The sequence below is a fragment of the Rhizobium sp. 'Codium 1' genome (genome assembly GCF_020889605.1).
GTDB classification, from domain to species: Bacteria; Pseudomonadota; Alphaproteobacteria; order Rhizobiales; family Rhizobiaceae; genus Allorhizobium; species Allorhizobium algae.
Map to the genome: position 1 here is coordinate 856021 of NZ_JAJGPW010000001.1, position 22920 is coordinate 878940.

Annotated in this window: 23 protein-coding genes and 1 tRNA gene; 9 read left to right on the forward strand and 15 right to left on the reverse strand. The window is 63.3% G+C overall.

From position 1 onward, the window contains the following. Positions 1–19 precede the first annotated feature (19 nt). Positions 20–832 (reverse strand): NAD(P)H-binding protein, encoded by an 813-nt coding sequence (locus tag LJE98_RS04135; protein ID WP_229573572.1) that lies wholly within the window; start codon positions 830–832, stop codon positions 20–22. Positions 833–903: 71 nt separating this feature from the next. Here LJE98_RS04135 and LJE98_RS04140 point away from each other — a divergent pair, with 71 nt between their 5' ends. Together LJE98_RS04140 and LJE98_RS20280 are read left to right on the forward strand one after the other, a co-directional pair. After that, a complete protein-coding gene (locus LJE98_RS04140; RefSeq protein ID WP_229573573.1) occupies positions 904–1305 on the forward strand; it encodes a winged helix-turn-helix transcriptional regulator in 402 nt (133 codons plus the stop codon). A 433-nt stretch (positions 1306–1738) separates the two neighbouring features. Beyond that, complete coding sequence (locus LJE98_RS20280) at positions 1739–2104, forward strand: YegP family protein (protein ID WP_370660303.1); 366 nt, start codon at positions 1739–1741, stop codon at positions 2102–2104. 276 nt (positions 2105–2380) lie between these two features. Here the strand turns inward: LJE98_RS20280 and LJE98_RS04155 are convergent, their stop codons facing one another. The 4 genes from LJE98_RS04155 to LJE98_RS04170 all read right to left on the reverse strand — a co-directional run bounded on the left by LJE98_RS04155 (position 2381) and on the right by LJE98_RS04170 (position 6737). Then, complete coding sequence (locus LJE98_RS04155; RefSeq protein ID WP_229573574.1) at positions 2381–4018, reverse strand: CRTAC1 family protein; 1638 nt, start codon at positions 4016–4018, stop codon at positions 2381–2383. Beyond that, positions 4015–5325: a vanadium-dependent haloperoxidase gene (locus tag LJE98_RS04160; RefSeq protein ID WP_229573575.1), complete on the reverse strand. Its 1311-nt coding sequence runs from the start codon at positions 5323–5325 to the stop codon at positions 4015–4017. The genes LJE98_RS04155 and LJE98_RS04160 overlap by 4 nt, the downstream gene beginning before the upstream one ends. Positions 5326–5495: 170 nt before the next feature. Further along, entirely contained in the window at positions 5496–6200 is a 705-nt protein-coding gene (locus tag LJE98_RS04165) for a type 1 glutamine amidotransferase (RefSeq protein ID WP_229573576.1), read from the reverse strand. A gap of 96 nt (positions 6201–6296) precedes the next feature. After that, positions 6297–6737: a DoxX family protein gene (locus tag LJE98_RS04170; RefSeq protein ID WP_229573577.1), complete on the reverse strand. Its 441-nt coding sequence runs from the start codon at positions 6735–6737 to the stop codon at positions 6297–6299. A 122-nt stretch (positions 6738–6859) separates the two neighbouring features. On the opposite strand from LJE98_RS04170, the gene LJE98_RS04175 reads away from it, so the two are divergent. Continuing rightward, positions 6860–7162: a SelT/SelW/SelH family protein gene (locus tag LJE98_RS04175; RefSeq protein ID WP_245134197.1), complete on the forward strand. Its 303-nt coding sequence runs from the start codon at positions 6860–6862 to the stop codon at positions 7160–7162. Positions 7163–7202: 40 nt separating this feature from the next. Here LJE98_RS04175 and LJE98_RS04180 read toward each other — a convergent pair whose 3' ends face one another. Further along, positions 7203–7667, reverse strand: coding sequence for a BA14K family protein (locus LJE98_RS04180; protein WP_229573579.1), 465 nt, complete (start codon positions 7665–7667; stop codon positions 7203–7205). 243 nt (positions 7668–7910) lie between these two features. Between LJE98_RS04180 and LJE98_RS04185 the strand changes: the two genes are divergently transcribed. Both LJE98_RS04185 and LJE98_RS04190 read left to right on the forward strand, forming a co-directional pair. Then, positions 7911–7997: transfer RNA gene (locus tag LJE98_RS04185), tRNA-Leu, on the forward strand. A 173-nt stretch (positions 7998–8170) separates the two neighbouring features. Then, complete coding sequence (locus LJE98_RS04190) at positions 8171–8392, forward strand: hypothetical protein (RefSeq protein ID WP_229573580.1); 222 nt, start codon at positions 8171–8173, stop codon at positions 8390–8392. A 19-nt stretch (positions 8393–8411) separates the two neighbouring features. Here LJE98_RS04190 and LJE98_RS04195 read toward each other — a convergent pair whose 3' ends face one another. The 4 genes from LJE98_RS04195 to LJE98_RS04210 form a co-directional block, all read right to left on the reverse strand. Beyond that, positions 8412–8768 (reverse strand): hypothetical protein, encoded by a 357-nt coding sequence (locus LJE98_RS04195; protein WP_229573581.1) that lies wholly within the window; start codon positions 8766–8768, stop codon positions 8412–8414. Between the two features lie 97 nt (positions 8769–8865). Beyond that, positions 8866–9720 (reverse strand): NlpC/P60 family protein, encoded by an 855-nt coding sequence (locus LJE98_RS04200; protein WP_229573582.1) that lies wholly within the window; start codon positions 9718–9720, stop codon positions 8866–8868. An 11-nt stretch (positions 9721–9731) separates the two neighbouring features. Beyond that, positions 9732–10079 (reverse strand): MarR family transcriptional regulator, encoded by a 348-nt coding sequence (locus tag LJE98_RS04205; RefSeq protein WP_229573583.1) that lies wholly within the window; start codon positions 10077–10079, stop codon positions 9732–9734. Between the two features lie 107 nt (positions 10080–10186). Further along, complete coding sequence (locus LJE98_RS04210; RefSeq protein WP_229573584.1) at positions 10187–11572, reverse strand: leucyl aminopeptidase family protein; 1386 nt, start codon at positions 11570–11572, stop codon at positions 10187–10189. A gap of 136 nt (positions 11573–11708) precedes the next feature. On the opposite strand from LJE98_RS04210, the gene LJE98_RS04215 reads away from it, so the two are divergent. Then, positions 11709–12530, forward strand: coding sequence for a tetratricopeptide repeat protein (locus tag LJE98_RS04215; RefSeq protein ID WP_229573585.1), 822 nt, complete (start codon positions 11709–11711; stop codon positions 12528–12530). 7 nt (positions 12531–12537) lie between these two features. On the opposite strand, the gene LJE98_RS04220 is transcribed toward LJE98_RS04215, so the two are convergent. Together LJE98_RS04220 and LJE98_RS04225 are read right to left on the reverse strand one after the other, a co-directional pair. Then, positions 12538–13125: an IMPACT family protein gene (locus LJE98_RS04220; protein ID WP_229573586.1), complete on the reverse strand. Its 588-nt coding sequence runs from the start codon at positions 13123–13125 to the stop codon at positions 12538–12540. Positions 13126–13134: 9 nt separating this feature from the next. After that, entirely contained in the window at positions 13135–13527 is a 393-nt protein-coding gene (locus tag LJE98_RS04225) for a hypothetical protein (protein ID WP_229573587.1), read from the reverse strand. Positions 13528–13781: 254 nt separating this feature from the next. Between LJE98_RS04225 and LJE98_RS04230 the strand changes: the two genes are divergently transcribed. Beyond that, the gene (locus tag LJE98_RS04230; RefSeq protein ID WP_229573588.1) at positions 13782–16844 is read left to right on the forward strand and encodes a DNA translocase FtsK; all 3063 of its coding nucleotides are present in this window, start codon (positions 13782–13784) and stop codon (positions 16842–16844) included. 158 nt (positions 16845–17002) lie between these two features. Beyond that, positions 17003–17512, forward strand: a complete 510-nt coding sequence (locus LJE98_RS04235) for a ferritin-like domain-containing protein (protein ID WP_324255814.1) — start codon at positions 17003–17005, stop codon at positions 17510–17512. Between the two features lie 84 nt (positions 17513–17596). Here LJE98_RS04235 and LJE98_RS04240 read toward each other — a convergent pair whose 3' ends face one another. After that, the gene (locus tag LJE98_RS04240; RefSeq protein ID WP_229573590.1) at positions 17597–18052 is read right to left on the reverse strand and encodes a hypothetical protein; all 456 of its coding nucleotides are present in this window, start codon (positions 18050–18052) and stop codon (positions 17597–17599) included. Positions 18053–18180: 128 nt separating this feature from the next. Between LJE98_RS04240 and LJE98_RS04245 the strand changes: the two genes are divergently transcribed. Continuing rightward, positions 18181–19173 (forward strand): YihY/virulence factor BrkB family protein, encoded by a 993-nt coding sequence (locus tag LJE98_RS04245; RefSeq protein ID WP_229573591.1) that lies wholly within the window; start codon positions 18181–18183, stop codon positions 19171–19173. Positions 19174–19248: 75 nt separating this feature from the next. On the opposite strand, the gene ngg is transcribed toward LJE98_RS04245, so the two are convergent. Both ngg and LJE98_RS04255 read right to left on the reverse strand, forming a co-directional pair. Further along, the gene (gene ngg, locus LJE98_RS04250) at positions 19249–21054 is read right to left on the reverse strand and encodes an N-acetylglutaminylglutamine synthetase (protein WP_229573592.1); all 1806 of its coding nucleotides are present in this window, start codon (positions 21052–21054) and stop codon (positions 19249–19251) included. Position 21055: 1 nt separating this feature from the next. Continuing rightward, positions 21056–22831 carry an N-acetylglutaminylglutamine amidotransferase gene (locus LJE98_RS04255; protein WP_229573912.1) on the reverse strand — a complete coding sequence of 592 codons (1776 nt, stop codon included), beginning with the start codon at positions 22829–22831 and terminating at the stop codon, positions 21056–21058. Between the last annotated feature and the right edge of the window lie 89 nt (positions 22832–22920).

The following is a 22920-nucleotide window of genomic DNA, read 5'->3' on the forward strand; positions in this document are numbered from 1 at the left end:
AGGCTCCCGTTTCCTCATCTCACCCTGACGCCCGCGCAGCCTCTGCCGCGATCGGCAAGGTCTGCCGTGGCGGGTCCGAGATAAGGACAGGAAGGTCCGTGCTCTCCGCCTGCAAAAATCCTGCAGCCGCACTCGAATAGATCGACATCAGCATCGGTGGCTGGAAGGGCTTGAGCGGCGCACCCGCCAGGGACGCCCGCATCTCTTCAAGGCGCCACGGCTGATATGTGGCGCCGAGGACACTTGCCAGATCGGGGATAGTCCAGGCTTCCACTCCCGACAGTTCGTAAATGCGACCTGCATGAACCTGCGGGTTCTTCAGAACCGTCACTGCGGCATCGGCCAGATCTTCCCGCGCCACCGGTGAAATAGGCGCAGTGCCGAAGGGTGCCCGGATCAGTCCATCGACCGGCGCGGCAAGTGCCCCGATCAACTCAGCATAGAGACCATTGCGCAGGATCGTCCAGGCAAGGCCGCTGTCCTTCAGCCGCTTCTCTGTCCACCGATGGGCGAGCGCAAAGGCGAGGTGGTCGCCCGTCCCGCTGAGGCTGGTATAGACGACATGCCGCACGTCGAAGCTGACAGCAGCTGCGATTACAGCCTCATGGCGGCTGATCACGACATCGTCTTCCCCGTAACCGGCGGAGATCATCATTAGCGTTTCGACGTCGCTGAAGTCGAGCGTTTGTGGATCGTCGAAATCGATCCGACGTCGATCTGGCCCCGCCTCGTCTGCCAGGCGGCTGCCAATGCAGATGTTGAGGCCGGCGTCTTTGGCACCTTGCGCGATGAGGGAGGAGAGTTGGCCGGAGCCACCAGTCAGCAGTATCATGGGTTGCGTCCTTTTCGTTGCGGGCGCATCTATTTATTGCGACCACCGGAACTACGTAAGGAGGCACATTGATGTTCGCCGCAACACAGCCCGCGGCCAAGACGCTCGAACCTTGCGGCACACCGGATCATGAGGATTGCGGCCTTCGCCTGACACTTGATCGCCTTGGTGAAAAATGGACGGTCATGGTGATCGCCGAACTCTCGACAGGCCCGCGCCGCTACCGGGAGATCGAGCGCGCGCTTTCGGGCGTCACCCAGCGCATGCTTACGCTCACATTGCGCCGTCTCGAACGGGACGGATTGGTTGACCGCCATGTCGAACCCACCAACCCTCCCTCGGTCACCTATTCTCTGACGACCCACGGCCTCGGGTTTTCGGCCATAACGGCCGGGCTGGTCGAATGGTCGCGGGAACACAAGGACGCGATCCTTGCTTCACGCGAGGCCTATGATGGGCGGGGAAAGGGCTGATGGGCCCATTCTCAACGAGCCGAAGCCGTGCTGGTTTTTGCGCAGCAACGGAGACCATCCCTGTCGATCGAAGCCCGAGAGCCACATGAGCTGACAGACAGTGAAGCGCTCGTCGCCGAGGCGATCAGGGCGTCGAACGACCATGTCGCCAGGCACGGCATGCCGCTCGAATATTACCGGACCGGACCCGCCTCAATCCTCGCATCGCCATCGATGGCGAAACCTTCGCGAGGCTCACCCAATTCACTAAGACTGTGCATGTCTCTGCTGTCGGTCCCGCTCCCGCCGATCTCTCCGCTCGCGCGACGAGATCACCGGTGCCATGGCTTCTCCTCTTCCTGGGTTTCCGACCCCTCCTTGCCCACGCGCCCATCGCACGCTAGCATTCGCATGCAATCATAAGCCGATGGGTGAAACGACAGGGGAAACGGGCATGCACAAGTTCAAGATCGTCAAGACCGAGAAGGGCGAATTTCGCGTCCAGTTCGTCTACAATGCCGAAATCATGGTCTGGTCGGAAAATTATGCCTCGAAGGCAAGCGCCAAGAACTGCGTCGAATCGCTGAAGAAGAATGCTCCTGCCGCCCCCGTCGTCGACCTCACGAAGGAGGAGACCGGCAGCGGTTATCGTTTCGAGATCGACCGCGCCAAGAATGGGGAAACCTTCGTCCGCTTCCGCGCCGCCAATGGCGAGATCATGGTGCGCTCGGAAACCTACAAATCGAAGTCGAGCGCGAAGAACTGCATCGGATCCGTCCAGAAACGCGCCGCCGAGGCCGTCGTCGAAGAGGCCGAGTGAGGCTGATAGGCTTATTCTCTTACTGATGCAGGCAGCTACCTCCTCCCCTTCGGGGGAGGACGGAATGCCGAAGGCCTGAGGTCAGCGGAAGCCGCTTGAACTTACGGTTTTCGTGGCGAGGGGCATGGCTGCGTGGCACTCGCCTCACCTAGCCCCTCTCTTGGAAAATCCGCGAGGGGGGAGACACGTCCCTCGCTATCGGAATCCTCGCCCGTTTTTCCCCGGCACCCGCAGAGTGTCTGCCTAGCCACCGTCATTGGCGCGTGACGCGCCCCCTCAGAACCCCTCGCCCGGTTTCCATAGTTTCGGCGCCACACCGCGCGCGACCACATAAAACCCGTCCGCCGTGACCGTCTGCCAGGGGCCCGCCTCGCCATCCGGCCAGAGCACGCGAATCTCGGTTTCGGCCTGTTTCCCCAGCCCGACATGGTGCCAGCCGGTCTTGCCGCTGGCGTGGCCGCCGCCGATGGTGACCTCACGTCGCTGGACGATCTCACCGGTCTTGACCTCGATCCAGGCACCGACGGCATCTCGGTTGACGTCGTCCTGGCGGAGCGCGATCTCGAGGAAATGGCCTGTGCCTTCGGTCGCGTTGCGCCAGATCTCGACGGGCGAGCCCTGGTTGACGACGAGCAGATCGACCAAGCCATCGAGGTTTAAATCGACGAGCGCCCCGCCGCGGCCCTTGGCCATGGAGGCGACGCCTGCCTTGTCGCCCATCTCGGCGAACCGGCCGTCCTCGCCCTGAACCAGAAGGTTGTTGGGGTCCTTCTCGGCAAAGTCCGGCATCTCGGCGACATTGCCCTTGGCGACGAAGAGATCGGTGCGGCCGTCATTGTTGACGTCCTCGAAATCGGTGTGCCAGGCCGTCGACGGGCGGATCTCTGCGCCGACATAGGGCCGGTGGGCAGTCGCCCCCCTGGCGAAGGCGATGTCGGCATAGGAGGGCTTCGGCTTGCCATCGGTCGGGATGGCGTCCAGCGTCTGAAGCTTGTTGTCGGCCATGCTGGTCAGGAAATATTCCGGGTAGCCATCGAAATCGAGGTCGTGGCTGGCAATGCCCATGCCCCAGATGCGCAGGTATTTCCACCCCTCATCTTGGGTGTAGAGCCTCGGCGCCTTGCCGGGCTCGACATGCCACATCTGCTCCTGGCCGCCCTTGTAATACTCCCGATCGTTGGAGACACGCAGCGACGGCGTGCCGGAGCGATTCCAGTCGGTAAAGAGGATCGACAGCGGGCAATAGGAGGGCGTGAGCGGCAGCGGCGGGGCAAAGCGGCGCTCGGTGGCAGATATGGGGCGGTGCACCCAGTTGTCGGTGCAGGAGCCCCAGGGCTCGAAATCCTCGAAGCGGTCGATATAGTTGCCAATGGCGAGTGTCGGCCAGCTGTTGCCCCGCTCCCAGGTGGCGGAGAAGGCCGTGGACCACGCGTCGCCACCGTCGAAGCCCCAGGCTTCATTGGCGCGCTCGAAGCGGCATTCGCCGAGACCCCGCATGACGACATTTTCGCCGGAGCGCAGGAGCACGACGTCTTGCAGCCCGTCGCCATCGATATCGAGCGGATAGGCGCCGATCACCTTGTCGAGCTCCAGGCCGGACACCTTTTCCTCGAATTTCAGGGTGCCGCCGGGGGTACTGCGGTTGAGATAGAACCTCGCCTTGTCCTCGCCGCCTGATAGCACCAGATCGGGAAAACCGTCGGCATTGCAGTCGAAACTGCCGGCGCCACCGCCGACCATATATTCCCAGTCACCTCGATAGGTGCTGGCGATACCGCTGGACGCAGTCTCGTCGGTGAAGCGGGGAGGAAGCGGGCCGCCATTGGCACGCGCTGTCGCGACCTGCGATGCGGCGAGAAGGATGGTCAGCGTCGTAATCCTGCCGACACTCCGGATCTTCATGACGCCAGTCATCCACGGGTCCTCAGGGCGACCGTCTTTGCGCCGATGCAGCGGCCCTGATCCAGGCCACGGTCGATTGCCGCGCGAAAATGGATGCCGCCATAAAGACGCGAGACGCCCGCTTCTTCGGCGGCTTCCCAGAAGCTGCCGAAGGACCGGCTGGGAAGCTTGTCCTTTTCATGCGTGTTGTCGGTGAAGGCATAGTTCTCGCCGAAGAAGGCGGTGAGCACGGTGGCGGCGGCGCCCGACTGGGTGGAATGGCCGCTCGGATATTCCGGGAAGGGCGGCGTGATCAGGATGGGTTCCCATTTCGGGTCGATGACGCGCTTGATGTAGGTAACGGGGCGAAGCAGGTCGTATTCGAATTTCGAATGCCAGCAGCCGATGAAGGCATCGGCCAGCGTGACGCCAAGGCGGGCGACCAGATCGGCATGCTCTGCAGCACTGGCCTTGCGCTCGTCGAGGATCTTGAGGCCGATCACGATCCAGTGGCCCGGCGGGGTTGGCGAGAGCATCGGATCATCCGACCAGAAGCGCGCAATGGCCCGCTGCTCATCGGTGACCTCGTTCACCGCAGCATAGACCTCAACCGCCTCCTTATGGAAATCCGACTCCTTGTCCTCACTATAGGTTGGTGGCGGCGGCAAGGGGCAGCCATTGCCCGCTTCCATGGCGAAGGGCCGGTTCTCACCCCATTTCGGCAGAAGCGGCTTCTGCTGCTGGTTGATCAGGCTGGTCGGGATCCAGCTGTCCTTGCGGTTGCCGAGGGCGAATTCCAGGGGAAAGCCCATGTTCTCGACATCGGCACCGCCATCCCCCTTTGACCAGGCGAGGATATGGGCCGTGACGCCTTGTCCATAGGCTTGGCTGCGGGCGACGAGTTCAGGAGCGAGACCGGCGGACACCTCGGCCGACAGCTTTTCCGTCATGCGCTTCAGGGCGCGCTGGCCGGTCGGGCCGGTATTGCCGAAGAGTTCCCGGGCCGCGGACGAAAGCGCCGCCTGCAGCACGACGGCTTCGTCATAGGCGCCATTTTCGCGGGGCGGCACCGCCGTCAACCCGTTCAGCTGGCCGGAGAGGGAAGTGAGCGTCGTGTCGCCGGAGGCAAGCGCTTCATAGGCGGTGACGCCGAGATAGGCGAAGGCGCGGCTGGCGACCGGTGGCGAATAGGTGGGCGTATGACGGACGAGTTCGAGGATCAGGCGATACCAGTCGCGAATGACCGTGTCGGCTCCGACAGAGCCTGCCTGGACCGGCTGAACCACCAGCGCCAGAATGATGAAGCAGAGCGCCAGAATGCGCTTCCCCATGGCTTTCATGTCCCCCTCCCACAGGTTTCTGAAGCAATCTCAATCGATTGAATATCGATTAAGCACGGGGGCGGACGCCTCGCAAGGGGGGCAAGGGATGACTGTGGGGCAAACCCGGCTGGTGACGCAGCCGCGATGCCGCCTGCCACCAGTCGAGCCCGGAGGCCGCAGCGAGCCTTTCAACCTGGCATGATCTGCTCGACCCAGGCGCGGGCAATCGCGAGGCCCGCCTCATCGGACAGGAGACCATCCGCCGGCTCCAGCTCGGGATGCCGGTTGAGCCAGCCGGGCTCCTTCCGCTCGATGATGTCGGGGAAATGCGTCATCCAGTTGCGCACCACCTCGCGATTTGCCTCGAAGTGGAACTGGAAACCGTAAGAAGCGCGGCCAATGCGGAAGGCCTGGTGCCGGGCGGCTTCGTTCTCTGCCAGATGGGCCGCCCCTTGCGGCAGGGTGAAGGTATCGTCGTGCCACTGGAAGGAGAGGAAGCGGTCGGGCAGGACGGACAGAACCGGGTCGGCCTTGCCGGCTTCCGTGCGGGCGATGCCGCGCCAGCCGAATTCGGGCGCGGAACCGATCAGGTTTTCGCCGCCATAGGCGCGGGCGAGAAGCTGGCTGCCGAGGCAGATGCCCAAGATCGCCTTGTCGCTGTCACCAAAGCGACGCATCAGCCTTGCGAGCTCGGAGAGATAGGGATGCTTGTCGTCGTCGCGGGCATTCTGTTCGCCGCCGAAGACAACGAGGGCGTCATGCGCATCGACGTCCGGCAAGGGTTCCCCGGCATAGGCATGCACCGTAACGATCTGCGCACCGGCCTCGGCAAGCGCAATGCCCACCTGGCCGGCTTCGGTGACGCGGGTATTCTCGACGATGGCAACGCGCATGGGGAATCGGGTCTCGCGGGCGGGTGCCTCAGAGAAAGCATGGACACGCGCTCGTCGCAAGACGGTGGGCACCCGAGTGCCCTCCGTCCTCCGAAATCAGACGTTTTTCTTCAGGCGGGCATCGACGGACTGGCTGTTGCCGCCGCGGATCACGAAGAACAGGGTGATCGCGACCCAGAGCAGAGACTTTTCGGCGCCGGAGAAGCCCTGCCCCATCTGGATCCAGTGGAAATAGACCGTGACCAGGAGGACGATCGTGGCAGCGAGTGCCGCCGGGCGGGTGAGCAGCCCGATCGCCAGCAGGATGCCACCGAAGAATTCCGTTGCGGCGAGCAAGGGTGACCAGAACATGCCGGGATAGAAGCCGAGGCCTTCGACCATCTGGACGGCGCCGAAGGGATCGGCGATCTTGCCGGCACCATGGATGACGAGAAAACCGCCCGCAACGAGACGCAGCAAGGTTTCGACGAGATCATGGCCGGAGCGATAGACGGGAGCCAGAGCGGGGACGAAAAGACGGTTCGGTTCAGTCGACATGCAGAATACCTCGGAAGACAATGATACGGGCCTCATGAGGGAACACCGGGGGCATGGCAATTGCAGCTGGACAAAAAGTTGAATACGAAAGTTAACTTCTGCGTGATGCAAGGATGGCAAAGATGGACAAGCCCCGGATATCAATCACCTATTGCACGCAATGCAACTGGCTTTTGCGCTCCGGATGGATGGCGCAGGAGCTGCTGCATACCTTTGCCGACGACCTCGGCGAAGTGGCACTCATCCCGGGGACCGGCGGGATCTTCGAGATCCGGCTGAACGGTGAACTGATCTGGGAGCGCAAGCGCGACGGCGGCTTTCCGGGCCCGAAGGACTTGAAGCAGAAGGTGCGCGACGCGATCGATCCCGAGCGCGATCTCGGCCATGTGGATAGGGCGAGCCGCAATGAAGGAATGGACAGCTGAGCAAGGCGGCCGATGGGTCGCCCTGCCGGCTTCCGGTGGCTCAGTTGAAGGGCGACCGGCAGATCTTGTAGTAGCCGCTCGACGAGAGGAACTGGTTGGTGCGGGGATTGTAGGACCGGTAGCGGTTCAGGCACCAGTCGACATGGCGCTGCCAGGCGCGGCCGGGCGGTCGATATCCCGGATTGTCATAGACCGGCGGCCGTGGAGGCGGCCGGTAACCGGGCTCGACATAGATGGGCGGACGCGGGCGGGGCCGATAGACCGGAGGCTCATCATAGACAGAGGGCGGATAGTATTCAGGCGGCAGGGGCCGTGGGCGACGCGGCGGCGGGCGATCCCAGGTTTCGTAGCAACCGGAAAAGTCACAGACCAGATCGACCGTCTCGACGTCCGAGCGCTGCTCAGCCGTGGATTGAAGGGGCGTCGGCATGGCGGCCTCGGCCAAAGGTGCCAAAAGCTGGGTGCCGGCCAGTGCCAGAGCCATGAGGGCTGTTCTCGTCGTCATCTCTTTATCCTGTCTCGTCCCCGGCTTGCCGCTCTCGTGCTTCGCCGACTCGGAAACAGAGCCGTTCGATCACGGCTTTTTCACGACGGCGTTACCGGCCGGCAGGTGGCGGCCAGCGCCACGGAGGCCGGACAGGTGTGCAGATGGTTTTCCCAGCTTTCCGGGCCCTTTCATAAAGGCGACACGAAAACTTCAAAATGCCGGTTGACAGGCCGGGGTAGTCGCTTTACACGGCTCCTCGTCGCCCAGATGGCGGAATTGGTAGACGCGCCAGCTTCAGGTGCTGGTACTCGAAAGGGTGTGGAGGTTCGAGTCCTCTTCTGGGCACCAAATTCCGATTTGAGATCAGCAGTTTATGCGGTCCTCAAACAAAAGAAAAAAGCCCGGCTTGCCGGGCTTTTTTCTTGTCTTCTGACAGCCGCTCGACGCCGCTGCAAAGCCATCTTCGACCGATTTCAGCAGCCCTTTCCCGAACGCCCGCGCATAGCCGAAAAGGACAGACCATGGACGAGACCGTCGCCATCGAAAGCCGTAGCGAGTTCGCCCTCTGGGCGATCGAACGAGCCAAGGAAATCGTCGCACAGGAAGGCACGTCGCTGGCGCTTGCGGCGCGTGACATGGACGAACAGGGCCTGCGTGAGGCAGGCCAAAACCTCGGTGGCGCAATCAGCGCGGCACTGCTCGAAGTGTTCGACGGCCTGCTTGGCCAGGACGACCAGGGCTGAGGCGATCAGACCGACGCTCTCAGTCGATGATCCGCGGGTTGACGCCCGGATACCAATCACGACCACTGCGCGGCGGCTCGGTGCCCTGGTAGACAATGCCGTTCTTTTCACACCGATAGACCGTGTAGGGAAGCATGTCGCGCAGTTCGCGGCGCCCGAAACCGGGACGCGGGGCAATCGTGCGCGTTTCGCAGGCGTAGCCTTCGCCAAACTGGTTGGCGGGGTCCTGCGGCTTCACACCCGGCAGATCCTGGAAACTGTCCTGTGCAGCATCGCCCCAGGCGATGCCTTCGGCGGCGACGACGGGGGCTGCGAGGGCCGACAGAACGACCATCAGCAGCGCCATGGCGCCCTGGCGGCCGATCGATATTTGCATTGGATTGTCTCGGCGAACCGGCAGCATGGCACTTATCCCACAGGGTATGACAGTGCCGATATAAGTGGTCTCCGCCCCACCACCAAGGGCCTGCACTTCACGTTTCGGCGACGGGACGGCGATAGCCCGTCGGCGTTCCGTAAAGCCAGCCGATGCGTTCGATGGCGGCTTCGAGCGTCTCTCGTGCCACGGTCATGGTGTGACCATTGGCGTGGATCATGGTCGTCTCGTCTTCCATGATCGCCACATGCCCCTTCCAGAAGACGAGATCGCCCCGTCGCAGGTCGCAGCGCTCGATCGGCACTCCGAGACCCGCAGCCTGCATATCGCTGTCACGGGGCGCCTCAAGACCGGCGAGGCGCATGGCCAGCTGGACGAGCCCCGAGCAATCGATGCCGAAGCCGGATTTGCCGCCCCAGAGATAGGGGGTCTCGAGGAAGAGAGCCGCAACCGCGACATAGTCGGGAGCCGGCGGATCGGAGACAGGGCGAAGATGGCGTGAAACGAGCGCGCCGCCGTCGGAAAGGAGGAGATAGCGCGTGCCACGGGTCTCGGCTTCTCTGACTATCGTGAGCCGGCTACCCATCGAGAGTGCTGTGCGGGTGGGAAACCGCAGGTCGGCGCCGCGATAGACGAATGTGCGAGGAACCGTAACAACGTGGGTCGCCGGAACCGTCGGGCCGAGCGCCTCTTCCGGCAGGTAGCCGACATAGCTGTCATCGGTGGCCTGGACCCAGGCCCAGCCCTCCTGCCGGTCGAAAACACGGACTTGCTCGCCCATCAAGAGCTCGGTGTCGATGCCTGCAGAGACATCCGGCTTTGGGCGGAGAGCGGCGACCGGCAAGGTCACCATGGAGGGTTCGGGCGCAACGAAACGGTCGGCGTCCACCTGTCCCTTCAGGGCAATATCGGCGAGATCAGGGCGGAAGGCGGCGAGGCGCCGGTCGAGCATGGCAATCTCCGTCAGCCGAGCGAGCGGCCCTTGGCGATAACGCAATCGCCGAATTTTTCGAGGAAAAGCGCACCTGATACGGTGCGTTTGACGATGACGCTGCGGCGGTCGAGCTCGTCCCTGATGCGATCGACCAGGCCCATTTCGCCAAGTGTGTCCAACGCGCGGGTGATAACCGGCTTGGTGACATTCAGCGTCGCGGCAAGCCCGCGCACCGTGTGGGGCGGAGGCACGAGATATATTTCCAGAAGCACGGCGAGCTGGCGCATGGTGAGATCATGGCCTTGCCTCTGGACCTGATCCAGCGTCACTTTGTGCCACAGGCCGAGCGCCTGGGTTGCCGTCATTTCGAGGCCCATGGCCCCTCCCCTTCGTCAGATGCGGGCACTCCGCCCCCGCTTCCCATCATTCCGGCAAAGAAACGATCTGGCAAGAGGGAGCGGCCATGCACCACCCGGCGTCGAGCTCAGTCTGCCTGCAGCATTCGGTAGAGGGCGCGAATCGCCTGAGCCTCGCCACCAACGGGAGAATGAGCTCGTTCGCTCTGCGACCAGCCGAAAATGTCGAAATGGGCCCAGCGGCGACCGGGGGAGACGAAGCGCTTGAGGAAAAGGGCCGCCGTGATGGCACCCGCCATGCCCCCGGAGGGGGCGTTGGTCAGATCGGCAATCTGAGCCTTCAACATTCGCTCGTAGCCCTTGTGCAGGGGCAAACGCCACACGGGATCGTCAACCTCGATGCTGGCATCGGCAATCCGATCGGCGAGGTCTTCGTCGTCGGTGAAGTAGGGCGGCAGGTCGGGGCCAAGCGCAACACGGGCGGCGCCGGTGAGTGTCGCCATGTCGATCAGCAGGTCCGGCTCTTCCGCATCTGTATAGGCCAGGGCGTCCGCCAGGATTAGACGGCCTTCCGCGTCGGTATTGTCGATCTGGACAGTCAGACCCTTGCGGCTCTTGTAGACGTCGCCCGGTCGGAAGGCATTGCCCGCGACCGCGTTCTCAACAGCCGGGATGACGACGCGCAGATCAATCTTCAGCTTGGCGTCCATGATCATCAGTGCAAGGCCGAGCACATTGGCAGCGCCTCCCATGTCCTTCTTCATCAGAAGCATGGAAGAAGCCGGCTTGATGTCGAGGCCGCCGGTATCGAAGCTGACGCCCTTGCCGACGAGGGTTACCTTGCGGTGCCCCTTCTTGCCCCAGCGCATGTCAATGAGACGTGGCGCGACGGTGGAGGCGCGGCCGACGGCGTGGATGAGGGGAAAATTCTTCGCGAGAAGATCGTCACCTGCGATCACCGAGACTTCGGCCTTGTAGTGTTCGGCAAGACGGCGAACGACGGCTTCGATGTCGGCCGGGCTCATGTCATTGGCCGGCGTGTTGATCAGGTCGCGGGCAAGATAGACGCCCGATATCTGGCGCTTGATGTCGGCGGCGTCGGCATCCTGAGGGATGAGCAGACGCGGCTCCGTGATGCTTGCCGAGCGATAGCGGTCGAAGCTGTAGGCGCCCAGGCCATAGCCGAGAAGAAGACGGTTGGCGGTCAGCGGTGCGGTCTCGATATGCCATTCGCCGGCCGGCAGCGCGCGGGCGAGCTTGCCGGTCAGATAGGGGTTTTCGGACGGGTTGGAGCCGAGGCCGAACAGCGCGCCGCCCACATGCCCCTCGGCTGTCGGGACCAGCAGGACCGCGCCGGGCTCGGCCTTGAAGCCCGCCTTCTTGGCCCAGTCGAGGGCGAGCGGTTCCAGAGTGCCGGTTTCGACATGAGCCGGCGTGACGGCGAAGACCGGAAGCGTCTTTCCGCCCTTCGTGCTGAAGGGGGAAGGTCGTTCGATATATTGGAAGGGGGCCATGGAGACGCTTTCTGGAGATTCGCAGGAGGTGACCGATTAACACTCCGTTAGGGTTAACAGATTATTGCTTGAGTGGAGATTGCGCCGCCCGTCCCTGGCGAGGCGGTGGGACGAAACGGAACTCGGGACAATCACCATGCGCATGCAAAACCCAGGCTCGGCAAACCGTTTGCAGATCATGGCCACGGCCGGCCTGATGGTGGCCGCGCTGGCGCTTACAGGATGCGCATCGGGAAAAAAGGAACTGACGACGGGCTCCATTCCTAAGACGACCCGCTCGCTCGACGCGCTGAGCGGATCGGAGCTCACCCGTGCCGTGGACGGCATCGGCCAGGCCTATGAGCGCAATCCCAAGGATCGCAATATCGGACTCTCCTATGCCAATGGCCTGATGATGACGGGACGCAACGCGCAGGCACTCGCCGTCATGCAGCAGGTGGCGATCTCCCATCCGAGCGACCGCGAAGTGCTCTCGGCGCTCGGCAAGGCGCAGGCTGCAGCCGGGCAGCTGGAAAAAGCGCTCGGTACAATCCAGCGGGCGCAGACACCCGACCGGCCCGACTGGCGGCTCTATTCTGCCGAAGGCGCGGTGCTCGATCAACTCGGACGCTCCAGCGAAGCGCGCTCGCGCTACCGCATGGCGCTGCAGATCCAGCCGAACGATCCGAGCGTGCTGTCGAACCTGGGCATGTCCCATGTGCTTTCCGGCGACCTGAAGACGGCAGAAACCTATCTGCGCCAGGCCTCGCAGCAACCAGGCGCCGACAGCCGTGTGCGGCAGAACCTTGCACTGGTGGTCGGTCTGCAGGGCCGGTTCCAGGAGGCCGAACAGCTGGCCTCGCAGGAACTCGACCCGCAACAGGCAGCCGCCAATCTGCAATATCTGCGCGGCATGCTCGCCCAGCAGAACTCCTGGAAGCAGCTTTCCAGTCAGGACATGCCGAAAAAGAAGGGCTGAGCCCCGCTCAATCGGGAAAGTCGAGGGTGGAACGGCCGCTGGTCAGATCCCGGACCAGCCGGGTCGCCTGGTCCTCATCGCCCTGGCTCAGCGTCACCGTGAGATCCACACCCTGCGCCGTGAAGGTTTCGGCGAGCACGAGATGCGGGATCGCGGTCAGCCGCGCCTTGACCAAGGCGAGATCGGAAAAGCCCACAGCACAGCCTCCCGTCACCATCGGGATGATCTCGCGCTTTTCGGCCTGACGCAGCATCTGCGCTGCGGTGCCGCCATAGGCACGCATGAGGCCACCGCTGCCGAGCAGAATGCCGCCGAAGAAGCGGGTCACGACCACCACGACACCGTCGAGATCCTGGCCGTCTATCGCCTGCAGGATCGGCTTGCCCGCCGTGCCCGAGGGTTCGCCGTCATCGGAGAAGCGATAGGCCTGACCAATGCGCCAGGCCCAGCAATTGTGATTGGCGGCGGGATCGGAAACGCTCGCAAGAAAGGCCCTGGCCTCCTCTTCGCTGGCAATCGGCGCTGCCTGGCCGATGAAACGGCTCTTCTTGATGTCCTGGACGAAATCGGCGGGAGCGAGGAGCGTGTAGGGCATGGCGCTCTCTCAGGCGCCCGGTTCGTGGAGGGTCAGCCATTCGGCGAGTGCGGCGATGACCGAGAGCCTGAGTGCCGCCTTCATGGCCAGTGCCCGGGTGAGCGATGCGTCCCGACTGGAGAAGCCGAGTTCGGCCATCACGCCTGAGGGGGTGAGCTGGCGGGCGCGCATGACGGTCTCGATGCGCTCGATGGTCGACGGAAGCAGGTAGCGGCCGTTCGCGATCAGGGCTGCGGCGTCATCCGGCACTGGCTCGGCCGGTTCCGCCGTTATGGCGCCTCGTCCCCTCGCCCGCGATTCGGCCGAGACGAAATCGAGAAAGGCCTGACGCTCCTCCGACGTGGCGGCCGTCCAGGCTTTCAGCAGCTTCTGCAACGGGCTGGGCTTCTCTTTCTTGGACATGACCGGCTTTCTGTTCGTCTCCGTCCATAGCCCGAGCGCGGGCCTGGCGCGAGAAAAAAACTTGTCGCCTCGCTTCGTCCGGCACGGAGCAAAATTCGGCTTTGGCAACAGCATCATCGGCGACAGAACGGGGGCGATCTGGCTTCCCGTGCATTAGGAATTCCTGCCAGACGGAAAGCGGTCGTTAACCTTTATTTTCTACTCAGATAGCTCAGTTTTCGCGTTCCCGTATCCCGTCAGAGTTCAGGTTTCCGATGCACCCTCCCCGTTCCAGTTCTGCGTATCAGGTCAATCAGTCAGGGGAGAGCGACAGCCAGGGGGCCGACCAGTCGGCGGCAAACCAGATCGAGGGCCGCGAGGAAACGCCTGTCTGGCAGAAGGCGTTCGTGCTCGGGCCGAATGTGCGCTTTACCCGCACGCCCGATCGCGTACCGGCCAAGCCGGAAGCTGAGGCGAACGCATTGCCGCAGCCAACGGCACGGACCACCACTCCGACGCGTACGATCGCCTCGCAGCCGGTCACGCAACCGGCAGCAACTCAGCCGCAGGCCAGGCACCACGTTCCCTCACCCACACCCCCGTCCTCTGCGCGGACGACATCGCCGTCAACCGGCGTGCCTTTTGCCGGGCTGCCGCGGACCGGCGCAACGACGCCTGCGCCCCAGCCGGAAGCGCCGCGCATACCGGCTTCCGTGACGTTGCCGCAGCCGCCGGATGCAATCGGCGCGCGGGCGCTCACCTACAAGCTTCGCCGGGAACTGGCGCGTCAACAGGCCGAACAGGCTGCATGGGAAGCCTCGGTTGCGGATGGTGCCGGCAGCGAGATCGGGCCTGCGCCGCATCCGCTGCAGCCGGCACCGCTGGTCCAGGGGATGCGCAGCGTGCTCGCCAGCACCCAGGCCGCGACCATCGGCGCGGCTCAGCGGCCGACGAGCGACGTTTCCGTGCCGCCATATCTGCAGCGCTCGCTGGCGCAGCAGGCAGAGGCCGCGCGGGTGGCCGCCCTGCAAGCAAGCCAGACCGCGCGCGCGCCCATGGTGCGCAACGCATTCCTGCGCACACCGCAACCGATCAATCCGGAACCCGTCTCGTCACCCGCGACGCACAACGCCGCAAGCACTTCGCCTGCTGCCTCTGGCTTTTCGGCCTGGGCCCAGATGACCGCGCCGGATACAAAGCTGCCCGCAGCCGAAGCTCCGGTCGCCCCCGACGTCGTCGAGGCGCCGGTGACGGCAGCGAGACTTCCGATCGCATCGCTGCTGTCGGATCACATCTTCTTCGAGGCGATGATCGAGCCGGTGGAGACGCCCGCGGATATCGAAATGGCGCGTCCTGTCGTATCGCCGTCGCCCACGAAGACACGTCTGCCCGCCGCCCGTCAGAGCATCGCCCCGGCCGTTCACCAGCCCGTCAGGACCATTCCCGCACCGACACCGCCGGCCATGGCAACCGGTCGCGCCGAAGTGGTTCGTTATCGGCCTGACGCGCTCACGACATCGGTGCAGCCTGCAACCGGTTTGCCGCGCAAGCCGTCTTTCGAGGCGACCGCCGGATCGGTCGTGGCGCTCTACCGAGAAGTCGCCCGCCGCGACGTAACGGCATCGACCTTTCCATTGCCGCCGGCCTCGATGACGGCTGAAACAGTCCCCCCGCTCGAAGCTGCCGTGCCGCTGGCAGTTCAGGCGAACCACGCCTCCATCGTTCCGGTCTCGGCCGCACTGCCGCGCCAGCCGCTGTTCCGGGCGCAGGAAGCACTTGGTGAAGGCGAATACCAACTGCCTTACCTCGACTTCCTGCAGACGCCGCCGGTCCAGACGGGCGTGACGATGTCGGCCGAGGCGCTGGAGCAGAGCGCCGGGTTGCTGGAAAACGTGCTGGAAGATTTCGGCATCAAGGGTGAAGTGATCGACGTCAGGCCCGGTCCGGTCGTCACACTCTACGAATTCGAGCCGGCACCGGGGGTCAAATCCTCGCGCGTCATCGGCCTTTCGGACGATATCGCCCGTTCGATGTCGGCCCTTTCGGCGCGTGTTGCTGTTGTCCCCGGGCGCAACGTGATCGGCATCGAACTGCCGAACCCGGTGCGCGAGACGGTCTATCTGCGCGAGCTGATCGAAACGCCCGATTATGCCGAGACGCGCTACAAGCTGCCGGTCTGCCTTGGCAAGACCATTGGCGGCGAACCCGTCATCGCCGAACTCGCGAAGATGCCGCATCTGCTCGTGGCCGGCACCACCGGGTCGGGCAAGTCGGTCGCGATCAACACGATGATCCTGTCGCTGCTCTACAGGTTCCGTCCCGACGAGTGCCGGTTGATCATGGTCGATCCGAAGATGCTGGAGCTTTCCGTCTATGACGGCATCCCCCATCTGCTCACCCCCGTCGTGACCGACCCGAAGAAGGCCGTGATGGCACTGAAATGGGCGGTGCGCGAGATGGAGGATCGCTATCGCAAGATGAGCCGCCTCGGTGTGCGCAATATCGACGGCTACAATGCCCGGGCCGCCCAGGCGCGCGAAAAGGGCGAGACGATCACCGTCAATGTCCAGACCGGATTTGATCGCCACAGCGGCGAAATCGTCTACGAGGAGCAGGAACTCGACCTCTCGCCGATGCCCTACATCGTGGTCGTGGTCGACGAAATGGCCGATCTGATGATGGTCGCTGGCAAGGAGATCGAAGGCGCGATCCAGCGGCTGGCGCAGATGGCGCGTGCGGCCGGCATCCACCTGATCATGGCGACGCAGCGCCCCTCGGTCGATGTCATCACCGGCACGATCAAGGCGAACTTCCCGACCCGCGTTTCCTTCCAGGTGACGTCGAAGATCGACAGCCGCACCATTCTGGGCGAGCCGGGTGCCGAGCATCTGCTCGGTCAGGGCGACATGCTGCACATGGTCGGCGGCGGACGCATTGCCCGCGTCCACGGTCCCTTCGTTTCCGACGAGGAAGTCGAGAAGGTCGTCGCGCATCTGAAGATGCAGGGGCGTCCGGACTATCTGGGCACTGTGACCGAGGATGCCGACGAGGTCGAGGACGAGCCGGAAGAAGATGTCGCCGTCTTCGACAAGAGCGCCATGGGCGAAGAGGACGGAAACGATCTCTATGACAAGGCGGTCAAGGTGGTGCTGCGCGACAAGAAGTGCTCGACCTCCTATATCCAGCGGCGGCTTTCGATCGGCTACAACAAGGCCGCCTCGCTGGTCGAACGCATGGAGCAGGAGGGCATTGTCGGCCCGGCCAACCATGTCGGCAAGCGGGCGATCATCGTCGGCGGGCGAGAGGTCAACCCATCCGCCGAAGAGTTCGAGAGCTGAGCCTGCATCGGCAAGACACTTGATCGGGGACAAGTCCCCTTCGGGGCGCGCCGTGCTGCGGCGTGCCTTTTTTCCTTGATCGGCCCGGCATCCTCACGATGGGGAACCCTTTCGGCGGCATGCGGTTCGGAGGCCGTCAGATCAAGGAGACATAGACAATAGCAGAGGAAAGACCTTCGCTCTTCGTCACCGGCCTGCGCAATGCACATGCAATGGAAAACCAGGCAATCTCGATCATCAAACCACAGCTCTCTCGGATCGAGAACTATCCTCAAGTGGCACGGCGACTCGAGCAGCACCTGCGGGAAACGGAAGCGCAATTGAAACGGCTGGAAGACATTCTCGCCAGCCTCGACGAGGAGCACTCGACCATGAAGGACTGGATGCTCTCGGCCGGCGCCAGCATGGCGGCCCTTGGCCACGCCATGGCGAACGACGAGATCCTGAAGAATTCCTTCGCCAACCAGGCTTTCGAGAATTACGAGATCGCCGCCTATAATTCGTTGCTGGTCATGGCGGAAATGGGTGGGTTTCACGGCGCGACGAGCGGTCTGCAGCAGAACCTCGTGGAAGAGGAGACCATGGCCGAGTGGCTGCGGGAGAATCTCCGTGAGGTGACGACCGAATTCGTCTCGCGGCAAGAGGCGGGCGAAGACGCGAAGGTATGAGGGCCCGGCCAATTTCAGGCCCCGGGAGCGTGGAAGCGGGCACATCCCGCTTCCACAGGCCGGTTCACAACAGCACGGCGCCAGTCAGACCTGAACGGGCCTGATCGTATCGGTACCGATCTCGCCCTCGATGAGGCCGCGGGTGAGACCCTGCCGGTCACGCGCAATTTCCACCACCGTATAGAGTTTCTCTGAGCGGAAGGCACTCGCCATGCCGGTCGTCACGTCCTCGGCAGGTTTGGCGTCAATCTCCATATAGTCCAGTTCTTGCGATGCAGCGACGAGGCGGGCATCGCCCGTAGAGCGGGCGGCCACAGTGACCACACCATGGCTGCGGGCGTTATCCCAACGCGGATCATCCGGCTCGGCGATGGGTTCCAGACGGTAGACATTGAGCAGTTCGTCACCCCTGGACATGCCGTGTGCTGCCGCAGCTGCATCCGACCGGCGAGCGGCGCTTTCCACAGGCTGCGCCAAACGCCGATCGCTTTCGCCTCCCGGCCTTTCATTCGGTATTGCGTGGTCTGTGTCTTGCGGCATGGTCTTCTCCCTCTGACATGCGTCCGTCTCCAACCGACGGTGACCCTATCCGGTTCCGTCGGCCGTCCGTCTTCTGAACACGGAACATGCCGGCGAGCGGACCATTCTTCATTGATAAGGAGCAAGAGATGCCGCCAGTCACGCCTTCATCCCCTCACGTCGCGACCACCCCTGTGGCAGACGAAAGGGGCCGGCATGCGCAAAGCCCGGAAACCATTCCCCTGCGCGGCCTGTGGGATGTGTCGCTGAGGCTCATGGCTCGGCTGACATCCGACCGGGTCATGCTGGCGGCGGCGGGTGTATCGTTTTACATGATGCTGTCCCTTTTTCCCGGGCTTGCGGCGCTTGTTTCGCTTTACGGGTTGATTGCAGACCCCACCACGATCGCTGGTCGGCTTGATTTTCTCTCCGAACTGCTGCCGGCAGACGGCGTGGCGATGATCCTGGACCAGCTGCAGTCACTCGCGGACGAAAACGACAGCACCTTGAGCATCGGTTTTCTTGCGGGTCTCGGCGTTTCGCTGTTCAGCGCCCGCAACGGCATGGTAGCCCTCTTCGAGGCGATGAACATTGCCTACAAGGAAACGGAGAAGCGCGGCTTCATCCACACCACGTTTCTGGCCATCGCGTTCACCCTCGGGGCCATGGCCATCCTCGCCGTCATCGTCACGGTGCTCGCAATCCTGCCGATGATCATTTCCGTCGTCCTCATTTCCGAACGGGCTGAGATGCTGGTCGGACTGATCCGTTGGCCGATCCTGATGAGCGTCGTCTGGCTCGGGACCGTCATGGTCTATCGATACGGGCCGAGCCGGGAAAACGCCAAACTGCGATGGCTCGCCTGGGGCACGCTGCTCAGTTCTCTCGCCTGGCTGGTCATGTCGATCGGCTTCTCCTTCTATCTGGAGAATTTCGCCGACTTCAACGCCACGTATGGCACACTCGGCACCTTTATCGGCCTGATGTTCTGGACCTGGCTTTCCGTGGTCATCCTGGTCGTCGGAGCGATGATGAACGCGGAACTCGAACATCAGACGGCCGAGGATACAACGACGGGACCGACCCAGCCAATGGGACTTCGGGGCGCCCATGTCGCCGACACACTCGGCCCGTCGCAATAGTCGAAAACATGCTCAAAAAAATGGGGCGGCACCGAATGCCGCCCTCACGTCCTACCCTGCTGGTCTATCCGGTCGTCAGCCGTTTCGGCGCTCGCGGGCGCGGCTGCCGGGGAACAGCAGCTGGATGAAACATTCGGCCGTCGGTTGCGGTTCGTGATTGGCAAGCCCGGGGCGCTCATTGGCCTCAATGAAAACATAGTCGGGTTCGGCAGGATCATGGACCATGAAATCGATGCCGACGACCGGGATCTTGATCGCTTTGGCGATCCGGCAAGCGGCTTCGACGAGCCGGGGATGGACGGTTGTCGTGACATCATGGATCGTGCCGCCGGTATGGAGATTGGCCGCCTTTCGCACGGTAATCTCGCGGCCCTCTTCGAGCACACTTTCGAGATCGAGGTCCTGCTCGGCAAGGCATCGCTTTGTCTCGGCATCCACAGGGATGCGGCTCTCTCCCCCTGTCGCGGCAGCCCGGCGGCGAGACTGCTGGTCGATCAGCTTGCGGATCGAAGTGCGACCATCGCCGATCACGCGCGGTGGACGACGGACGGCGGCGGCAACGAGCTTGTAATCGATGACGACGAGGCGCAGGTCCTCGCCTTCGAAACAGGCTTCCAGAAGCACGCGGTCGCAGACCTGACGGGCCTGACGGATTGCGGCCTGCAATGCCTCCATCGAAGAGATGCCGACCGAAATGCCTCGGCCCTGCTCTCCGCGGGCGGGCTTGACCACCAGCTTGAGGTGCTTTTCCAGAAATGCCTGCTTTTCGGCGTCGGGTGCATCCGCAGAGAGCTGCGCCGGCACGCTGAGATCGGCTGCCTCGGCGAAGCGGCGAGTGACCGCCTTGTCATCGCAGATCGACATGGCGACCGAGGAGGTAAGATCCGAGAGGCTTTCGCGACAGTGAATGCTGCGCCCGCCATGGCTCAGACGGAAGAAACCGCCTTCGGCGTCTGTTACCTCGACATGAATGCCGCAGCGCAGCGCCTCATCGACGATCAGGCGGGCATAAGGGTTGAGTGCCTCATAGCCTTCGACAGGCTGGGCAAAGAATTTCTCGTTGATGGCGTTTTTGCGTTTCACCGCAAAGAGCGGCACGCGGCGGAAGCCGAGCTTTTCATACAGTCCGATCGCCTTGTCGTTGTCATGCAGGACCGAGAGATCGAGATAGGCGAGGCCCCGCGCATGGAAATGTTCGGCGAGGATGCGCACCAGGCCTTCGCCGATGCCCGGCTGGCGAGCCTGGGGGTGAACCGCGAGGCACCAGAGCGAGGCACCGCGTTCCGGGTCGTCGAACAGGCGGTGGTGGTCAATGCCGGTGATGGTTCCGACGATCTCGCCGGTCATATCGTCCTGCGCGACGAAATAGGTCACCGGCCTGTTGTCGCGCTCGCCGGCGAAGAAATCCTCGCGCACCTGGACCATGCCGCAGTTCGCATAGACCGCGTTGATGCCCGCAGCATCGCTTTCTGACGAGAAACGCCGGATGGTGACGCCCTTGGGGCGGCGGCCACCGGCACGATAGGTCGATAGGTCGAGCCGGAAGGTATGTGACGGATCGAGGAAGATTTCCTGGGGAGCCTGGGCGAGGAGGACATGGGGGTCGCCGACGTGGAAGGCGATGTCGCGCGTATCAGGTGCTTCTTCACGCAGGGCTGCGAGAAGATCCTCATAGCGGTCGAAAGTCGGTGTGAAAAGGAGACGCCCCCAGCCGCAGTCCAGGGCGACATTGCGGTTGCGCCCGGCCGTTTCCGCGGATCGGCTGGCCGAGCCCTGGCTGCCGCCCCCGGGTGTCCGGAGGCGGGTCAGTCGATGAGAGACAGCCTTGCCGCGCCTTGCCTTACGCGGCGGAGTGGCGGGCTTTTTCTCTGCCTTGCTCACGTCAGTTCTCCTGGGCCTGCAACCACATTTCGAGAAGTCCGATCTGCCAGAGTTCGGAACCCTGCAGCGGCGTGATATGCGAGGCGGGATCGGCCACCAAACGATCGATATAGTCCTGCCGGAAGAGGCCGCGCTCGCGTGCCGCCTTCGATGACAGGGCGTCGCGGAGCATGTCGAGATAGGGGCCGGCAATGTATTTCAGCTGCGGGACCGGGAAGTAACCCTTCTTGCGGTCGATGACCTCCGAGGGGATGACCTTGCGGGCGACATCCTTCAGTATGCCCTTGCCACCATCGCGCAGCTTTTCCTCGGGGGGAATGCGGGCGGCAAGTTCGACCAGTTCGTGGTCGAGGAAGGGGACACGCGCCTCCAGGCCCCAGGCCATGGTCATGTTGTCGACCCGTTTGACCGGGTCGTCGACGAGCATGACATTGCTGTCGAGGCGCAGCGCCTGATCGACAGGGCTATCGGCACCGGAGCGCAGAAGATGTTCGCGCAGCAGGTCGCCACTGACGTCGCGATCGGCAATCCAGCGATCCTGCAGCTGGGTCTGCAAGGTTTCGTGCGAGCGATCCCGGAAGGCGCGGCCGTAATCGGCGACGACATCGGTGGAGCCGACGAGCGGCGGATACCAGTGATAACCGCCAAAGACTTCATCGGCGCCCTGGCCCGATTGCACCACCTTGATGTGTTTCGAGACTTCCTTCGACAGCAGATAAAAGCCGACGTTGTCGTAGGAGACCATTGGCTCGGACATGGCAGCGATGGTGCCGGGCAGCGCGCCCATGAGATCGGCGGAAGGCACGAAGATCTTGTGATGGTCGGTTCCGAAATGCTTCGCGATCAGATCGGAATAGACGAATTCGTCGCCTTTTTCGCCATTGGCTTCCTCGAAGCCGACCGAAAAGCTCATCAACCCCGTCTGCCCGGCCTCGGCCAGGAGCCCGACGATCAGGCTGGAATCGACGCCGCCGGAGAGCAGGACGCCGACGGGTACGTCGGCGATCATCCGGCGCTTGACGGCGAGACGCAGGCCATCGAGCAATTGCTGCTGCCAGTCCTCGCGGCTCATGCGCGCATCTTCGGCCCGACGCGTATAGGCCGGATCCCAGTAGCGCTTGTCCTCAAAGCTGCCATCGGCCTGGTAGACCCTGACGGTCGCCGGGGGCAGCTTGCGCACACCCTTGTAGATCGTCCGCGGCGGCGGAACGACGGCGTGGAAGGTCATGTAGTGATGAAGCGCCGTGACATCGATGGCGGTATCGACCCCACCGGTCTTGACGAGGGCCGGCAGCGAAGAGGCGAAGCGCAGGCCACCCGAAACTTCGGCCAGATAAAGCGGCTTGATGCCGAAACGGTCGCGCGCCATGGCCACACGGCCGGTATCGCGCTCGTGGATGGCAAAGGCGAACATGCCGTGAAAGCGGGACACGCAGTCCGGACCCCAGGCATGCCAGGCCTTCAGGATGACTTCTGTGTCGCCATCGGAGAAGAAGCGGTAGCCCTTGGCTTCCAGTTCGCCGCGCAGTTCACGGAAATTGTAGATGCAGCCGTTGAAGACAAGCGAGAGGCCGAGGTCGGGATCGACCATGGGCTGTTGCGACTTGTCGGAAAGGTCGAGGATGCGCAATCGTCGGTGACCGAGCCCGACATTGCCCCTGACTATCACGCCGGCCGAATCCGGCCCTCTTGGGGCCAGAACATCCGCCATGATCGAAACCGCCGCTACCGATGGCGATGCACCATCGAATCTCACTTCTCCACAAATGCCACACATGAACTGGGCTGAAACCTCCGTTGAAAGACCAAACAAAAGCGCGCCGGCACGCCGATCGTCGATCGCCGGCACACCGTCGCTTACCATGC

Coding starts and splice junctions, on each gene's coding strand:
- LJE98_RS04170 (WP_229573577.1), bottom strand. CDS start 6,737: ATGTCGACTGAACCGAACCGTCTTTTCGTCCCCGCTCTGGCTCCCGTC.
- LJE98_RS04215 (WP_229573585.1), top strand. CDS start 11,709: ATGCGCATGCAAAACCCAGGCTCGGCAAACCGTTTGCAGATCATGGCC.
- LJE98_RS20280 (WP_370660303.1), top strand. CDS start 1,739: ATGCACAAGTTCAAGATCGTCAAGACCGAGAAGGGCGAATTTCGCGTC.
- LJE98_RS04165 (WP_229573576.1), bottom strand. CDS start 6,200: ATGCGCGTTGCCATCGTCGAGAATACCCGCGTCACCGAAGCCGGCCAG.
- LJE98_RS04210 (WP_229573584.1), bottom strand. CDS start 11,572: ATGGCCCCCTTCCAATATATCGAACGACCTTCCCCCTTCAGCACGAAG.
- LJE98_RS04200 (WP_229573582.1), bottom strand. CDS start 9,720: ATGCTCGACCGGCGCCTCGCCGCCTTCCGCCCTGATCTCGCCGATATT.
- LJE98_RS04225 (WP_229573587.1), bottom strand. CDS start 13,527: ATGTCCAAGAAAGAGAAGCCCAGCCCGTTGCAGAAGCTGCTGAAAGCC.
- LJE98_RS04175 (WP_245134197.1), top strand. CDS start 6,860: ATGGACAAGCCCCGGATATCAATCACCTATTGCACGCAATGCAACTGG.
- LJE98_RS04160 (WP_229573575.1), bottom strand. CDS start 5,325: ATGAAAGCCATGGGGAAGCGCATTCTGGCGCTCTGCTTCATCATTCTG.
- LJE98_RS04245 (WP_229573591.1), top strand. CDS start 18,181: ATGCCGCCAGTCACGCCTTCATCCCCTCACGTCGCGACCACCCCTGTG.
- LJE98_RS04195 (WP_229573581.1), bottom strand. CDS start 8,768: ATGCAAATATCGATCGGCCGCCAGGGCGCCATGGCGCTGCTGATGGTC.
- LJE98_RS04230 (WP_229573588.1), top strand. CDS start 13,782: ATGCACCCTCCCCGTTCCAGTTCTGCGTATCAGGTCAATCAGTCAGGG.
- LJE98_RS04190 (WP_229573580.1), top strand. CDS start 8,171: ATGGACGAGACCGTCGCCATCGAAAGCCGTAGCGAGTTCGCCCTCTGG.
- LJE98_RS04140 (WP_229573573.1), top strand. CDS start 904: ATGTTCGCCGCAACACAGCCCGCGGCCAAGACGCTCGAACCTTGCGGC.
- LJE98_RS04205 (WP_229573583.1), bottom strand. CDS start 10,079: ATGGGCCTCGAAATGACGGCAACCCAGGCGCTCGGCCTGTGGCACAAA.
- LJE98_RS04220 (WP_229573586.1), bottom strand. CDS start 13,125: ATGCCCTACACGCTCCTCGCTCCCGCCGATTTCGTCCAGGACATCAAG.
- LJE98_RS04180 (WP_229573579.1), bottom strand. CDS start 7,667: ATGACGACGAGAACAGCCCTCATGGCTCTGGCACTGGCCGGCACCCAG.
- LJE98_RS04255 (WP_229573912.1), bottom strand. CDS start 22,831: ATGTGTGGCATTTGTGGAGAAGTGAGATTCGATGGTGCATCGCCATCG.
- LJE98_RS04155 (WP_229573574.1), bottom strand. CDS start 4,018: ATGACTGGCGTCATGAAGATCCGGAGTGTCGGCAGGATTACGACGCTG.
- LJE98_RS04135 (WP_229573572.1), bottom strand. CDS start 832: ATGATACTGCTGACTGGTGGCTCCGGCCAACTCTCCTCCCTCATCGCG.
- LJE98_RS04240 (WP_229573590.1), bottom strand. CDS start 18,052: ATGCCGCAAGACACAGACCACGCAATACCGAATGAAAGGCCGGGAGGC.